7 protein-coding genes are annotated in these 16,690 nt (G+C 70.8%); all 7 read left to right on the top strand.

Going from position 1 to position 16,690, the window contains the following annotated elements:
- Positions 1-60: 60 nt before the first annotated feature.
- On the top strand, positions 61-2,433 hold the full coding sequence (locus ACFYXB_RS39730; protein WP_389589912.1) for a SpoIIE family protein phosphatase: 2,373 nt from the start codon (positions 61-63) through the stop codon (positions 2,431-2,433).
- 769 nt (positions 2,434-3,202) lie between these two features.
- Complete coding sequence (locus tag ACFYXB_RS39725; RefSeq protein WP_389589887.1) at positions 3,203-3,916, top strand: hypothetical protein; 714 nt, start codon at positions 3,203-3,205, stop codon at positions 3,914-3,916.
- A gap of 501 nt (positions 3,917-4,417) precedes the next feature.
- Positions 4,418-6,802 (top strand): SpoIIE family protein phosphatase, encoded by a 2,385-nt coding sequence (locus ACFYXB_RS39720; protein WP_389589886.1) that lies wholly within the window; start codon positions 4,418-4,420, stop codon positions 6,800-6,802.
- 1,029 nt (positions 6,803-7,831) lie between these two features.
- Positions 7,832-9,427: a TIGR02677 family protein gene (locus tag ACFYXB_RS39715; RefSeq protein ID WP_389589884.1), complete on the top strand. Its 1,596-nt coding sequence runs from the start codon at positions 7,832-7,834 to the stop codon at positions 9,425-9,427.
- The gene (locus ACFYXB_RS39710; RefSeq protein WP_388505184.1) at positions 9,424-10,653 is read left to right on the top strand and encodes a TIGR02678 family protein; all 1,230 of its coding nucleotides are present in this window, start codon (positions 9,424-9,426) and stop codon (positions 10,651-10,653) included. The genes ACFYXB_RS39715 and ACFYXB_RS39710 overlap by 4 nt, the downstream gene beginning before the upstream one ends.
- A gap of 5 nt (positions 10,654-10,658) precedes the next feature.
- A complete protein-coding gene (locus tag ACFYXB_RS39705) occupies positions 10,659-14,807 on the top strand; it encodes a TIGR02680 family protein (RefSeq protein WP_389589882.1) in 4,149 nt (1,382 codons plus the stop codon).
- Entirely contained in the window at positions 14,804-16,069 is a 1,266-nt protein-coding gene (locus tag ACFYXB_RS39700) for a TIGR02679 family protein (protein WP_389589881.1), read from the top strand. The genes ACFYXB_RS39705 and ACFYXB_RS39700 overlap by 4 nt, the downstream gene beginning before the upstream one ends.
- Positions 16,070-16,690 lie beyond the last annotated feature (621 nt).

The raw sequence follows: 16,690 nt of genomic DNA, 5'->3' as shown, positions 1-16,690 counted from the left end.
CGAAAAATGAGCAAAAAAGCTGTTAGTGAGAACAACTCGGCATGCGACATCCAAGGGACGATGCGCGTATCCGGTTCTGGCCCCAGCGGCAGGCCGCAGGCGTTCGAGTACGTGGCAGCCGCCGTGCTCGATGACCGAGGCACGGTGCTCCGGTGGACCGGGGCGGCGAAGGACCTGACGGGGTTCACCGCCGAAGAGGTCTGCGGCCGCCCCGTACAGGAACTGGTGGCCGACCTCCCCGACGAACTGCGCAGGGCCACGGAGATGCCGGTATCCGGCCGGGTACGGCTGTGGCACCGGTCCGGCGACAGTATCGATGTGACCTTCCGGACCTCAGCGGTGGAAGGCCCCGCGGAGTTCCTTGTCCTGGCGGCGCCTGCACAGCACGTCGTCGACCACGAGCAGGGCGCGGCGCTCCTGCGCGCGCTGTCCTCACAGGACCGGGTCACTATCGCTCTGCACGACACGGATCTGATCACGGTGCAAACGAACGCCATGCCGGGCACTCTCGACGGCCGTCAAGTACAGCCCGGCACTCGGCTGTGCGACGTGCTCTGCGCCGAGGATGCCGAGAACCTCGAGGCAGTACTGCGTCAGGTGCTCGAAACGGGCGCCCCGGTCATCCGCAGGAGCCAGCACGTGAGCTGGCGGCACGATGCGGCGCGGCGGCGGGCCCTGTCGCTGTCCGCCTTCCGTCTGGAGGACGCGCGAGGACGCCCCACAGGGGTCGCGGCCCTGTACGTCGACAGCGACCATGTGCAACATCTGGACCTCACCCGTGAGCTGGCCGAGCGTGTAGGAAGTTCCCTGGATGTCGTGCGCACCGCACGAGCGCTTGCGGACGTACTCGTACCTGCTTTCGGGGATCTCGTCACCGTCGACCTTGCACAGTCCGTGTTCGACGGGGAGGAGCCCCCGAAGCATCTGGGCGGTGGAGATCTTGGTCTGCGCAACGCGGCCCTGGCGCCGGCAGTCACTGTGTGGCCGACCCGTACCGAGCACGGCGACCTCTTCCCACCCTTTCCCGACCACCCCCTCCTGCGCAGGTTCCAGCAGGGCGAGACCAGCCTCATCGCCGCTGACGGCTACGGTGCTGCGCTCGGCGATCCGCGGCTGGTCGAATTCCTCATTCCCCAGCAAGGCCATTCGGTGATGGTGGCACCGTTGCACGCCCGCGGTCTCACGCTCGGCGGCGTATCGGTCTGGCGCTGCGGCCGATCCGACCCGTTCACCGAGGACGAGGCGGATCTCATGACGCTGCTCGCCTCGAGGGCAGCGCTCGCCATCGACAACGCCCGCCGTTACACGCGCGAGCGCAGGGCGGCCGTGGCGCTGCAGCAGAGCCTCCTCCCCCCGGCCACGACCGACACCCCGGCAGCCGAGACCGCCGGCGTCTACCTGCCCGCAGGCGGCGGAGCAGGCAGCAGCGGCGACTGGTACGACGCCATTGCTCTGCCCTCTCTCCGGCTTGCCCTTGTCGCCGGAGACGTGGTCGGCCACGGCATGCCCGCAAGCACCACCATGGGCCGCCTGCGCGCCGCCATCCAGACGCTCGCGGACCTGGAACTCGAACCGGACGAGCTGCTCACCCGGCTCGCGGACCTGGTCCAGCGCCTCGCGGCCGAAGCCCCACCCGACGACCACCACATCGTCGGCGGCACATGCCTGTACGCGGTCTACGACCCGGTCACCAGGCGCTGCGCCATGGCCAGTGCCGGGCATCCGCCACCCGTCCTGGTCCGGCCCGACGGGACCGCCGAAGCAGTCGAAATCTCCCCGGGGCCACCACTCGCCCTCAGCGGCATGCCGTACGAGACCACCGTGATCGACGTTGAGCCGGGCAGCATCCTCGCTCTCTACACCGACGGCCTGGTCGAACGGGGCGATCGCGACATCGGCCAAGGCCTGCCGCGCCTGACGGAAGCCCTCGCCGCGTACTGCCGTCCGGATCGTGCCCTGGACGAAACCGGCCGGGCTCTCCTCGCCGACCTGGCAGACCAGGCCCCGCGCGACGACGCGGCCCTGCTGCTGGCCCGCACCCGCGCCGTCCCAGCGGCGGACACCGCTCACTGGGAGATCCCGGCCGACCTGGCCGCCGTCTCCAAGGCTCGAGAGTGGGTAACCCGCCAACTCACCATGTGGGGTCTGGACGACCTCCTCTTCACCACCGAACTCATCGTCAGCGAACTGGTGACCAATGCCATCCGCTACGGTCGTCCGCCGATGGACCTCCGTCTGATTCGCCACAACGTCCTGGTGTGCCAGGTCACCGACTCCAGCAGCACCCAACCCCGCCTGCGGCGTGCCCGCACAACCGACGAGGGAGGACGCGGCCTGTTCCTCGTCGCTCAACTCGGCGGACGATGGGGCTGCCGCCATGGCCAGAACGGCAAGACGATCTGGTCCGAGCAAGCCATCCAGATTTCCCCCTGAAGCTACGGCTCACCGAGGTGGGTCGCGGCAGAGTCACCCACAGCTCTGATGTCTCTCGACGCGGTGTGCCATGACAGGCGGTCCGCCTGCAGTGCGCGGCGATCTTCGCCGACTGGCCCCGTGACGGGATAGTGGACTGGATCTGCGACCAGCCGGGGCGCCAGATCGCCGCTGCAGGGCCGCTGCCCGCACCCGGTCTGAAGCGACCAGCTCGTCGACTGGGCCGACCACCGGCTCTGGATGATCCTGCGGGCCGTCTCCTGCCCCGCCTCAATGGTTCATCGCTGCCACGGCCTGGAGAATCGAACGCATCGTGGGCCTGCTGACGAGCGCCCGCCGCAGCCCACCTGGCCTGGGCACTCGTCACCCTCATGACTAGGCACAACCGCTGATCACCGGCGCCGATCACATCTGGCGGCGGGCCACGTCAGCCGAGATCGTCGGCCAGTACGAGCCTGGACTACGCATTCGACTTCGCGGGCGTTCCCCCGGTCCGGGAACAGGCATCGCCCTTCCTGTGCGTCTGCCTCCGCGCCAAGCTGACCCACCCAGCATCCCCTGACCCTCCCAGAGCTGACGGCGGGCTGAGACCCGGCGCCCGAGAACCACGCGCCCCCTGCCGCATCGCTTCGGTTTCTCGACGACCGTCCGCTGGCTCCCACTGACACGACCCGCAAGGCCCCTCCCTCAAACCGGCGGCATGACGGAGCTGCGGTTTCCCTGATGGGCGACGTTAGCGTGTCCCCCTTGAGGCTGGCACACTGAATTTGTGTTTCCGGTGATGGCCGCTGCTGATCAGAATGCGTCCTCGTCGCTTTCTGGCGCGGCCGTTGTGTCGGTCTGCGCATTGGTCTTCACCGTCGCCTCCTTCTGGTGGCTCAACGCCAGACAGGGGCGCCTGAAGTCATGGGAGCCTCATTCCTTTGCGGCGATTGCCAACAGCTCGCAGGCTCGCCTGCGGCTTCCGCTCGTCCTTCACAACACCGGCGCCAAGACGATAGTCGTACAGGATCTCATGCTCACCTTCCCTGATGAGCCTGCCTCTCACCTACCACTCCTGTGGACGTCTTCACCATCTCGTCTCAGCCCCGGACCGGACGAGGAATTGAAGTTGCCAGCAGGTTTCGCTGTGGCCGGCAGAGAAGCACAACAACTCTTCATCGAGTTCGAAGCACCGTTTCCGGGATTCGTTTCGGAGGCCCGTGACTACACGGTCCAAATTCACGTGAGGGTAGGCCACCGCAAAGGGTGGCGCCGGCTTCTGACGTTCACCTTGAGGGCCGCCAACATCATTCATCCCGATCGGTACACCGCCTACAGCAACGCACCCGCTGAACTGACGAAGGAGGACCAGCGTAAGGCAGACGCTGCGCTCCTGGAGCTGCTGCTGGACGAGCAGGAGAAGGACGCTTCCGCTCAGGGCGAGACCAAGCCCCAGCGAGAGGTGTCGGATGGCGAGGGCGACAGCAGCACGGACCAATAGCGCTGGAGGACGGTCCCGAGCTCGGCCAGGCCAACGTGTCGGCGCCCTGCCCGCCGCCGTCGGCGGACGAGATCTCGCATACCCCGGACTGCCACCAGCCCGAGATCGAGACACCTGGGGCGAAGCTGGACCAGCGGCTCACCTTCGTGATGGGAAATGATCTACCTGTTCGCGGGAAACGAGCTTCCAAGGCGCGGGTGTAGTGCCTGCCAGCGCATTCCGTCGGTTCCCCAAAGACCAGATCACCGCAGAGAGCGAGGACGCTGGCTGATCCCCGGACCGCTGCTGCGGCCCTCGGTCCACACCATCCGGCACTGTCTCGCCGCCAGGTGGGCGTTCACTGCGGGCCGGGGTACCTCCGCTGGGGCGGGCGCAGGTCCGCGGGATCTGGAGGAACCACCTTCGTCGGCCTGCGGGGGGTCGGGTTGCCTGGTTGCGGCTTTGGCCGAGGCGCGCCGCAGGGTGAGTGAGGGCAGGCTGGGAGGGGAAGAGGTGATTGCCGTGGCAGGCGATGATCCGCTGATGGTCGTGGACGGCTCGGGCATCGTGGTGCAGTGGAGCCGCGAGGCAGAGGCATTGCTGGGGCGTGGAGCGGATGAGGTGCTCGGGCGGTCCATCACGCCTTGGCTGGCCCACACAGCAGCTGTGGCTGACCAGCAAGCGGAACCGGGCCGAGATGAAGTGGCGCTGTACGACGCGAGCGGCCACGTTGTCGCCAAAGACTTGCGGGTGCGGCCCCTGCCACGTCAGGACGGCTCTTTGGTCTGGGGCCTCTTCCAGGCGCCGGCGAACGGAGCACCAGCGCCTGATGGTGGCACCGTGGTGCTTGAGGCCTTGTTCACCCGGGTACCGGTTGGCCTGTACGTTCTGGACACGGGGTTGCGGATAGTGGCGGCGAACATCGCCGCACAGACGATGTGCGGCGGGACCCTGGAACGGATCCTTGGGCGCCGACTCACCGACGCCTACGAGTTCTCGCCCGCCGGCGAGGTGGCAGCGATCCTCCGCGCGGTGCTGGACAGCGGGGCGCACTCCCCGGAGCGCGTGGTGTACGTGTCTCCCAGGGGTGTTTCGGGCCGACCGCGCATCATGGACGTCTCGGCATTCCGCCTGGAGGACCGGCACGGTGCGATTCTGGGGGTGGCGGCAGTGCTGGTTGCTGCCGGCGACCGTGAGCGGGCGCTTGCCAGTCTGTGTGTCTGGGACTCGGTACGGAAGCGGGTGGGACAGACCCTCGACGTGTTGGCCACCTGCCGCGACTTGGTCGACGCCCTCGTACCAGGCTTCGCAGACGCTGCCGTGGTGGAAGTGGTGGATGCCGTGGTGCGGGGTGAGGAACCCCCGCTCGCTCCTCTCGATCAGGGTGTCCCGTTGCGCCGCGTGGCCTTTCGGCACGGGGATGTCGAGCAGCAGGTGCAGGCGCATCCGGTGAATGACGTGCGCGCCCTGCCGTTCCCGACCCCCTACGCACAAACTCTGGCCGACCTCAAGCCTCGCGTTGTCCCCCTAGGTCCTGACACGCCCTGGCTGGCGGCCGACCCCCTGCGTGCCCGCGCGATCCGCGCCTCCGGGGTCCGCGCACTTCTCGTCATGCCTCTGACGCTGTACGGCACCGTGATCGGTCTGATCAGCCTGTATCGAACGGAGCACGCTGGTGGCTTCGATGAAAAGGATGTCGCCCTCGCCAAGGAGGTGGCTGACTACACGGCCCTGTGCATCAATGACGCCCGGCATTACACCCGGGAGCATACGATCGCCACAACCATCCAGCGCCATCTGCTGCCGCCATGGCGGCCCTCGGGCCCTACCGTCGAAACCGCCTCCGTGCTCGTGCCCGGCGACCAGGGAGCGGGCGGCTGGGTGGACATCCTCAATCTGCCGAACGCCCGTACCGCGCTGGTGGTCGGCGAGGTTGCCGGAGAGGGCATCCACACCGCGACCACGATGGGCCAGCTGCGGACCGCCATCCACACCCTGGCCGCACTCGACGTGGACCCCGACGAACTCCTCGCACGCCTCAACGACACCGCAACGCGCCTGGCCAGCGAACGGGCTGCGCTTCCAATCGGTGATCCCTTGCGCCATCGGCCGCTCACCGCAAGCTGTGTGTATGCGGTCTACGACCCCATTGCCCGCACCTACACCATCGCCCGGGCCGGCCATCCCCCACCGGTGATCACCCACCCGGACGGCACCACCGAGATCTTCGATCACCCCAGTGGACCTCCGCTGGGCAGTACCGAAGGACCGCCTTTTGCCGCCACCACGGTTGGCGTCGCCGAGGGCAGCATCCTCGCCCTCTACACCATCTCCCTCCTGCCCCCCTTCCCATCGGGCCACCCGGGCAAGGTGGACTCCCTCCGGGAGGTGCTGGGGGACCGCCCTGAGCGCCCCGTGCAGGAGATATGCGATGACGCCCTGTACCGGTTGCGCGGGGACAACCGTCACACTGACACCATCCTCCTCCTGGCCCGGACCCGCGCCATTCCCGCTGACGAGGTCGCCGCCTGGCATCTGGACCACCATCCCTCGGCCGCCGGCACGGCGCGCGCTCGTGCCCGAGAGCAGCTGGCCACCTGGGGAGTGGACGACGAGACCGCGTATGCCACCGAAGTGATCGTCAGCGAACTGGTGACCAATGCCGTCCGCTATGGCTCTCCGCCCGTGCGACTGCGCATCATCAAGCACCGCGTCCTTACCTGCGAGGTCCAAGACACCGGTGCCCTCGTACCACGCCTGCGCCATGCCCGGACGGTCGACGAAGGCGGACGGGGCCTGTTCATCTGCGCGCAGCTCGCGCAGACCTGGGGCGTCCGTTACACCTCCGACGGCAAGATCGTCTGGACCGAACAACCTCTCCCGCTGCAGCCAGGTAGGTCGGGATAGTTCTGAGATGGGGTCGTTTGTCCGACAACCCGGCTCCGATGCCAGCGCAGTAGGGTCACGTTTCCTCACGTGCGGACCCAACCGCCCCCTGCCAGGCATACCGTGACGACTTGTCGCAGCGGAACCGATCAGGGCGCCGCTCTTGATTCTCATGCGCTACAAGCGCTCTTGGAGCAGGGAGACACGCCGGACAATACTTCCCCGAGCACCCAAGGCACGCTTCTCAGCGTCCGTCAGCTTCCGCCTGTGCTCCGCCCTCAACAGAACGCCCGAGATAGCCACGTCTGCACCCTACGCCCGGACACAGACGGCAACACTCGGCGTACACGTACACGTTGTCTCGCGTCGCTCCAGCGGGAATTCGACCCGAATCGCCCTCGACATACATGCACAAAGTCAACCACAGTAGCCATAAACTGCGAAAACGGAATAAAAGCAGACGAGTCGGGCTGTACGCCGGGTTCTGCACGGGGTCGTGGAGGAACGCGATTTCAGCTCGCGCTCACCAGAAGCAGGCTCGGACACGCACCGTCGGCGTGGCGATCCATGAGGTGATCGGTGACCCGACCCTCGTATCCCACGCCTCCCACCCCGCTTCGACAGGCGTGGCAGTCAGGGGAGGCGCCGCGACCCACGTACGCAACGGGCGCCGCGCCCTCGGCCCACTGAACCATTGCCAGGCGCGGATCAAGTCCCTTTGGTCTCCAGCCCGGGCCACAAGGGCGGATCGTCGGTCACGCCGCTGTGCGACACCGTGACCCGGGGAGTGTCCATCCCGGCGCCGGGTAGGTCACCAATCCAAGCTGACAGCCCAACAGATCGAGGTCGGTCGCTCTGCCCTTGAAGCCCATCGGCAGCCCACCCTCAAGGAGAAAGGCCAATCGCAGCCTTCGTAGATTGAATTTGACACGGGTCGCGGCGTACGGCCGGCTGCGTGCAAGCGGCGGGAGCCCGCCCCTGCGTGACCCTGCGCGAAGGTCAGGCCACGATTGCCACAGCGAGGTGTCCGTCGGGGAGAATGCCTAAACGATGACGTCGACGCCTTCCGGACCGGCGCGGGCCAGGTACGCGCCCTTCGCCCACCTCACCGTGCCCAACGCCGCCCTCTACCGCCGGGTGATGGGCGCGTTCCTGGCCGCCAAGGAGCGTTTCGCGGTTCATCTGCGGCCCGAGGACGTGTACGCGGCGCTGCCGCCGGAGCACCGGCCCGCCGACCTGGACACGGTGGTCAAGGCGCTGGACAGCCTTGTCGACTGGGGCAATCTGCGGGCGGATCCGGACACCTCCCGGGTCACCGCGGTCGAGGACTTCTACCGCAAACGCTTCATCTACCAGCTCACCCAGGCCGGTGAGGCCGCCGAGCTGGCGCTGTCGGCGTATGACGAGGCGCTGGGGCGGCGCGGCGCACTGCAGGCGGTGGCCCTGTACGACATCGTCACCCAGCTGCGGGCCCTGCTGGTGATCGCCGCCGAGCAGGAGGAGGGCGAGCCGGACGCGGCCAAGGCGCATCTGGCGCTGTCCGCGCTGACGAGCCGGTTCGAGGCGCTGGCGGAAAACGCGCGGGCTTTCATGGGCTCACTGCAGCGCACCATTGACCTGCACGATGTCGAGGTCGAGGTGTTCCTCGCCTACAAGGACCGCCTGATCCAGTACCTGGAGCGGTTCATCCAGGACCTGATCACCCTGGGCGGGCGGATCACCCTGCTCATCAGCGAGTTGGAGGATCGGGGCCGGGTGGGCGTGCTGTTGCGGCTGGCGGCGGCCCGGGAGGCTGCGGACGCCGCCCCGGACGAGGCCGAGAGCGCCGAGGCGCGGGCGTATGAGCGGTGGGTGGCCAGGTGGTCGGGGCTGGCCGCCTGGTTCGTGTCGGCGGACGGCCGCGAGTCGCAGGCTCGCCTGTTGCGTGGCCGCGCTCTTGGGGCGATCCCGCAACTGCTGGCGGTCGTACGGCAGTTGAACGAGCGACGGGCCGGGCGCTCGGACCGCTCGGCGGACTTTCGCACCCTGGCCCGCTGGTTCGCCGAGGCCCCCGACGACGCGGCGCGGCACCGGCTGTGGCGTGCCGCGTTCGGGCTGTATCCGGCACGTCACCTCACTGTCGACGCCGACACCCTCGACCGGCGCGCCGCCCAGCCGGTGGCCGCCTCCACCCCGTGGGCCGAGGCCGAGCCGTTGCGGATCAGCCCGCAACTGCGCCGCACCGGCAGCTACGAGCGGCGCGGCAAGACCCGCCGAGTGCAGGACCGGTCCGAGCAGCGCAGGCGCCTGGCCGAGATCGCCGCCAAGCAAACGGAGGAGATCGCGGCCGCCCGCGCCCGCCTCGCGACGGACGGCACCACCCGGCTGTCCGCGCTCGGCGAGCTCGACCCGCTCGCCTTCAGCCTCTTCCTGCAGCTGCTCGGCGACGCCCTGGCCACCTGGCGGCCTGGTACGACGGCCACTGTCGCGACCAGCAACGACGGCACGATGGAGATCCGGCTCACCGCCCTGGCGGACGGGACGACAGCCGAGATCCGCACCCCCGGCGGCACCTTCCGCGGCCCGGACCACCTGGTCGAGATCACCGATCTCACCCGGACCGGTCAGGTGCGCGCCGACGACACTCCCACGGGAGGGGAGCGATGACCACGCCCCTGGGCGAGGTGCTGGACAGCCGACGCGCCGCCGAGTTCCACAAGGCCGCCCGCGCGCTGCTGAAGGAGCCGCTGCTGCTCGCGCACGGCCCGTACGCCGACGAGTTCCGCCTGATACGCCAGCACGCCGCCGAGCTGCGCGACTGGTTCGACCGCAACACCGGCTGGCCGCTACGGGTGGACGCGGAGGCGGCCCGGCTGGGCCGGGCACCCGGCACCCTGGCCGACCCCACCCATCCGGCCCGCGAGGCCTCCCGCGCCCGCGCGCCCTTCACCCGCCGCCGCTATGTGCTGCTGTGCCTGGCGCTGGCCGCACTGGAGCGGGGCGAGGCGCAGATCGCGCTCGGCCGGCTCGCCGAGCAGGTGGTCCTGGACGCCGCCGATCCCCATCTGGCCGCGGCCGGGATCGAGTTCACACTGGAGCGGCGCGAGGAGCGGCTGGATCTGGCGGCGGTGGTACGGCTGCTCATGCGCTACGGGGTGCTGCGCCGGGTGGCCGGGGACGAGGAGGCCTACGTCAGCGGGGCGGGCGATGTGCTCTACGACGTCCAGCGCCGCGTCCTGGCCGGATTGCTCGCCGCCCGCCGCGGCCCGTCGATGATCACCGCCGAGGGCTTCGAGGGCCGGCTGGCCGAGCTGACCGCCGAAAGCGCCCTGGACAGCGACGAACTGCGCTTCCGTGCCATCCGCCGGCGGCTGACGCGGCGCCTGCTGGACGACCCGGTGATGTATTACGCCGAGCTGACCGACGAAGAACTCGCCTACCTCACCCGCCAGCGCGCCTTCATCACCGCGCGCATCACCGAACTGACCGGCCTGGTCGCGGAGGTGCGGGCCGAGGGCATCGCCATGGTCGACCCGTTGGACGACCTGACCGACGTACGGATGCCCGAGCAGGGCACCCACGGACACGTCACCCTGCTGCTCGCCGAGCACCTCGCGGGCGCGGGCGGCGCGGTCGGCCGCGACGAGCTGGAGCGCAGGGTGCGGGAACTGGCCGCCGAACACGGCGGGTTCTGGTCCAAGAGCGCCAAACAGCCGGGGGCGGAAAGAGAGTTGGTCGATCAAGCGCTGGCCAAGCTGACCGCGCTGGGCCTGGTCACCGCCGTACCCGGCGGCGTCGTCCCGCTGCCGACGCTGGCCCGGTACGCGGTCGGCGAGACCGTCGTACGGGAACCGGGCGTCCCCAGCCCCCGCGCCTCTCAGCGAAAGGCATGATGGCCGTGACCGCCCTGCCCACCCCCGCGCACGGCCGGTGGCGGCCGCTGCGCATCGGCCTGGTGGACCTCTTCTACTACGACACCGAGGAGTTCTGGTTCCGGGACGGACGGCTGCTGCTGCGCGGCAACAACGGCACCGGTAAGTCCAAGGTCCTCGCCCTGACCCTGCCCTTCCTCCTGGACGGCGACCTGTCCGCGCGGCGTGTGGAGCCCGACGCCGACCCGGGCAAGCGCATGGAGTGGAACCTGCTGCTGGGCGGGCAGCACCCGCACCCCGAGCGACTCGGCTACACCTGGATCGAGTTCGGCCGCCACGACGAGGCCACCGGACAGGACCGCTACCTCACCCTGGCCTGCGGGCTGAAGGCGGTGGCGGGGCGAGGCATCGCCCGTCACTGGTACGCCGTCACCGACCAGCGGATCGGCGCCGAGCTCAGCCTGCTCGACGCCACCGGCACCGCGCTGTCGCGGGACCGACTCGCGGAGGCGCTCGCGGGGCGCGGCATGGTGTACGACACCGCCACCGCCTACCGCAGGGCAGTCGACGAGGCGCTGTTCGGGCTGGGTGAGCGGCGGTACGCGGCCCTGGTGGACCTGCTCATCCAGCTGCGCCAGCCGCAGCTGTCGAAGCGGCCCAACGAGGCGGCGCTGTCACGTGCGTTGACCGAGGCGCTGCCGCCCATGGACCAGGCGGTGATCGCCGATGTGGCCGAAGCGTTCCGGTCCCTGGACGAGGAGAAGGAGGAGTTGCGGGCGGCCACCGAGGCCGAGCGGGCCGCCTCCGCCTTCCTCGACCACTACCGTCGCTACGCCCGCGTCGCCACCCGCCGCCGAGCCCGGCTGCCCCGCCACGAACACGCCCGCTACGAACAGCTGAACCGCGACCTCGCGCAGGCCCAGACCGAGCGGTCGCAGGCCGAAGAGGAGAGGGAGCGGATCGCCGGACGCATCGCGGAGCTGGAGGAGCGTGCCGCACGGCTGACGGCGCAGGAGGCTGCGCTGCGCGAGGGCCCGGAGATGCGCAGCGCCCGGGAACTGGAGCAGGCGGCGGCCGACGCCCGCCACACCGCCAGGGACCAGGCCCGCTCGGAGGCGGACCGGGAGCAGGCCGCCCAGGCCCACACCCGCGTCCTGGACCGCCTCGAGAGTGCCGGGAGGCGGCTTGCGGCGGCCGAGGAGCAGGTCGCGGACACGCTCACGCGCGAGCGGGAGGCGGCTGCGGCCGCCCGCCTCGACGGTGATCTGCGCACCGAGGGCGCGCCGGAGGCCGAACTGCGCCGCGCGGCCGAGGAGTCGGTGGCCCGCAGGCGGCGCACCCTCGACCACGTGGAGGAGCTGGCGTCGCGCGCCGAGCAAGCCACCGCCGAGCGGCGCGCCGCCGCCCGCCGCCTGGACGAGGCACAGACCGAGGCCGGGCATACCGCCGAACGGCACGCTCAGGCGGAGGCCGCCGCCACCGAGGCGGGCCGGGAACTGGTCGCCGCCGTACGCGGACACCTCGACGCCTGTGAGGAGTTGAGGCCCCAGGACCCGGCGGGCCTGCTGGACGGTCTGCAGGACTGGGTCACGCACCTGCAGGGCCCAAGTCCCGCGCGCGTGCACGCCGCCGACGCCCATCGCGCCCGGGCCGCGCACCTGGCCGACCAGATGGCCGCCCTCGGTCAGCGGCTGACTGAACTGCATGCCCGGCGCGCCGAGACCGAGCGGGAGCTGACCGACCTGGAGGCGGGCGGCCAGCGCGGCCCTACGGCACCTCACACGCGGACTCCCGGCGTGCGCGAGCAGGCTCCCGGGGCGCCCCTGTGGCGCTTGGTCGACTTCCACGACCACGTCACTGCCGACGAACGCGCGAGCCTGGAGGCGGCGTTGGAGGCCTCAGGTCTCCTGGATGCCTGGGTGTGCCCGGACGGCACGGTCCTGCATGCGGACGGACATGACGTCCTGTTGTCGCCGGGCACCCCGCTCACCGGGCCGGTGCTCGGTGACGTGCTGCGCCCGGCCGTGGACCACGGTGACGCGCGGGCCGTGGCGGTGGGCGAGCAGACGGTGGTCCGCCTCCTGGCCGCCGTGGGGTTCGGCTCCGGCGGCGACACCTGGGTGGCGGCGGACGGCCGCTTCCGCGTCGGGGCCCTGACCGGCAGCTGGTCGAAGCAAGCGGCCGTGTACGTGGGCGAGGGCGCCCGCGAGGAGGCGCGCCGGGCCCAGATCGCCGTCCTGCGCGACGAACTCGACGGCCTGGCAGGCCAGTTGAGCCGAATGGAGGCCGAGCGGGCCACGGTGGCGCGGTGCCGCCGCACCCTGGACGCCGAACTGGCCGCCCTCCCCGACGACGCCGCCCTGCGCCATGCGCACGCGCTGGCCGCGGCCGCCGCGGACGCCGCCCACCGGGCTCGCGCCCGCCAGGACGAACGCTCCGCCGAACTGGCCGCGGCGGCCGGACAGGAAGCCGAGGCCGCCACCGAACTCACCGACACAGCCGCCGCCGTGAACCTGCCCGCCGACCGGCCGCAACTGGCCGCCGTCCGCCAGGCGCTGGCCGACTACATCGCCGTCCTCGCCGCCCTGTGGCCCGCCCTGCGCGAATGCGCCGACGCAGGGCGCACGGTCGCCAACGAGCGCGCGGAAGCCGAACAAGCCAGCACGCGGGTGGCCGAACTGGCCCTGCGCGCCGAGGAGTCGGCCCGCCTGGCGGCCGCCGCCGACGAACGTCACATCACCTTGCGCTCCACCGTCGGCGCCGCCGTCGCGGAGCTGGAGCGGCGCCTGGCCGCCACCGCCGATGCCCTGGCCGCTTGCGGCCGCGACCAACGCCGCTCTCTCGAGGAGCACACCGCCGCCGGCCGGCGCGTCGGCCATGCGGAGGGTCGCATCGAGCAGCTGGAGAAGGACGTACGCGAGGCCGCCGCCTCCCGCGCCGAGGCAATCGGCGCGCTCCAGCGGTTCGCGGCCACGGGCCTGCTGACCGTCGCCCTGCCCGAGACGGTCGTACCCCCGCTGGACGGCGGTCCGTGGGCGGCCACCCCTGCCGTCGCGCTCGCCCGCACCATCGAGGCGCAGCTGTCGGGCCCGTCCGGCACCGACGACTCCGACGGCGCCTGGGAACGCGTACAAAAGCGGCTCAGCGAGGAGTACAAGAAGCTCCAGGACGCCCTTTCCCGGGGCGGCCACACCGCCACCGCCCGCATGGTCGAAGACGGCATGGTCGTCGACATCGTCTACCAAGGCCGCCGACGGACCGTGCCCGAACTGGCCGCGGCCCTCGCCACCGAGACAACCGAGCTGGCGCGTATTCTGTCCGCGCACGAACGCGAGATCCTCGAAACCCACCTGCTCACCGAGGTCGCCGGCACCCTGCAGGAGCTGATCGCGGCCGCCGAGCGGCAGGTGCGGGCCATGAACGCCGAACTCCAGGAGCGGCCCACGTCCACCGGCATGAAGCTGCGCCTGGTGTGGCGCCCCTCGCGCAAGGCACCGACGGGCCTTGCCCAGGCCCGCGAACGCCTACGCCAGTCCGCGGACGCCTGGGCGCCCGAGGACCGGGCGGCGGTCGGGGAGTTTTTGCAGGCCGAGATCGCCTGCCGGCAGTCCGACGACGCGGCGGGCAGCTGGCTGGAGGTGCTCACGGCGGCGCTCGACTACCGCTCCTGGCACGAGTTCGGCATCGAACGCCACCAGCACGGCACCTGGGTTCCGGCCACCGGCCCCGCCTCGGGCGGCGAACGGGTCCTGGCCGTGTCCGTGCCGCTGTTCGCCGCCGCCTCCTCGCACTACGCCACGGCCGCCCCCGACGCCCCTCGTCTGGTCACCCTGGACGAGGCGTTCGCGGGCGTGGACGACGACTCGCGCGCCAAGTGCCTGGGTCTGCTGCACGCCTTCGACCTGGACGTGGTGATGACCAGCGAACGCGAATGGGCCTGCTACCCCCAGGTCCCCGGCATCGCCATCGCCCAGCTCTCCCGCGTCGACGAGATCGCCGCGGTCCTGGTGACCCGCTGGGAATGGGACGGGACCGAGCGCGTACGGGGGACGGAACAGGACCACCGCCTGGCGACCCTTCCCGCCGAGGCGGCGTCCCCGGCTGCTGCGGTCGGCGCGGCGGCGCCCGGGCCCGCTGACGGCACCGACCCCGGCCAGGACGCGCTGTGGGCATGAGCAGCCCCGGGCAGCCCGGTAGTCCGGCAGAACCCGGCACACGCGTCAATCGCGACGGCCTCGACCGCCTCGACCGCCTGCTCGGCGACCCCGGCCTTGTCTGGCTGGTCGAGCGCGTCCGGCGCCGTATGGAGCGGGACGAACCCCTCACCGGTCCGGTCACCCTGGCCGCCCCCACCACCGCCGAGCGCGCCGCCGCCGAACGCCTGCTGGGCCGCGGTCCGGGCGCCGGACGCTCACTGACCGTGCGCCTGGACGCGGTGGACGCCGTGCTGCGCCACTCCGGCATCAGCCCCGAGGGCCTCGCCGCAGCCGTCATCGCCCTCACCGGTCCCATAGCCCGGCTTGCCGACGTGCGCGAACAGGAGGCGAACGCCTGGCAGAATGCGTACGCCCCACTGGCCACGCTGCGGCCTGAACTGTCCGAGTGGGCCGACCGGTTGCGCCAGGACGGTCTCGTACGCCGCCTCGCCCGCACCCCGCAAGCGGCGAAGACCCTGCTCACCAACGCCACGACGGCCCTGCGGGCACTGCCCGCCGCCCGGGCCGTGTCCCTGCCCGCCTTCGCCGCCACCGCGCTCGGCGACGCCCACGCGCTCGACGACGGAACCCCGCTCGCCACGATCGTCCTCTCCGGCGTCCGCGCCCTGACCGGCTTCCCTGACGGCAATGGAGCCGAATGGCGCCGCGAGGCCTGGGCCTCGGCCGGCCTGCTCAGGGACGCCCTATCCTCCACCGTCCTCACTCTGGGCCTGCGTGGCACCCCCGCTTTGGACTGGATGACCGACGCAGGCGAACCGGCCGTCCTGACGCTGCGCCAGCTCACTCACAACCCGCCGAGAACGGCACCCACAGTCGTGTACGTGTGCGAGAACCCGACAGTCCTGGCCACCGCGGCCGACACCCACGGCCCCACGTGCCCGCCCCTGGTCTGCCTCCAGGGCCAGCCCTCGGCCGCCGCCCTCACCCTGCTACGCCACCTCCACTCCCACGGATCCACGCTCCGCTACCACGGCGACTTCGACTGGGGCGGTTTGCGCATCGCCGACGCCTTGCTGCGCCGCGTCCCCTGGCAGCCCTGGCGCTACACCGCCGCCGACTACCGCACCGCGGCCGCCGTCACACCCCTGGCCTCACCCCTGACCGGCACACCGGCCACCGCTGCATGGGACCCCGACCTGGCCGTGGCCCTGGCCGAACTCGGGGTGCGTATCGAGGAAGAGACCGTGCTGGACACCCTCCTCGCCGACCTCGTGCCCTGAGACCGTCGCGCCTGCCGAACGTGGACATCACACGTCGACGGCTCGGCCATTCCGGTCGGCACTGGGGCTCGTGTTCCGTGCGTCAATGTGACGCGCTCGTTCCGGGCAACGGGTCTCGAGCGTCCCTTTTATCCCCTCCCCCGCCGGTGGCCAATCGGCGAAGGAGTTTCTGGGCAGCCGGCGACGCAACTCAATGCCGTCCTGACCGAGGTGAACGAATCCGACGCCCCAGACCCTGATGCTGCTGGTGGTGTGCGCCGCTTCTTGCGGCGCACGAGCGCGGAGGCGGCCGCCGACGCGCAACATGGGCAACGGCGGCCCCGATCCCCCGGCAGCACGCGCCCGCCCCGTTCGCCCGCCGTCCCCTGTCACCTGTTCTTCTGTTTCGGGGCGAGCGCGGGGGTGTGCAGAGGGGGATGTCGGGCTGGCGACTAAGCCGAAGAGGGCGTGGTGACCTGACCCTATGAGGGCCGGGCCCCCTTCCCTGCTCAGCCCGGTAATTCCTATCGTCCGGGTATGCACGAGTTCGGGAAGGAGGCCCTCAATGTCTGTTTACGTCGGTATCGACGTACACCGCAAGCGGTCGCAGATCGCGGTGGTCGAGGACGGCGGCGCGGTGCG

This window comes from Streptomyces sp. NPDC002619 (assembly GCF_042889305.1).
Lineage (GTDB): Bacteria > Actinomycetota > Actinomycetes > Streptomycetales > Streptomycetaceae > Streptomyces.
Note: the sequence above shows the minus strand (reverse complement) of the source record. Positions and strands in the feature narration are given on the sequence as shown.

Bases quoted from the DNA above. Each gene is read 5' to 3' on its own strand.
- ACFYXB_RS39730 (WP_389589912.1), top strand. From the start codon at position 61: ATGCGCGTATCCGGTTCTGGCCCCAGCGGCAGGCCGCAGGCGTTCGAG.
- ACFYXB_RS39715 (WP_389589884.1), top strand. From the start codon at position 7,832: ATGACGTCGACGCCTTCCGGACCGGCGCGGGCCAGGTACGCGCCCTTC.
- ACFYXB_RS39710 (WP_388505184.1), top strand. From the start codon at position 9,424: ATGACCACGCCCCTGGGCGAGGTGCTGGACAGCCGACGCGCCGCCGAG.
- ACFYXB_RS39700 (WP_389589881.1), top strand. From the start codon at position 14,804: ATGAGCAGCCCCGGGCAGCCCGGTAGTCCGGCAGAACCCGGCACACGC.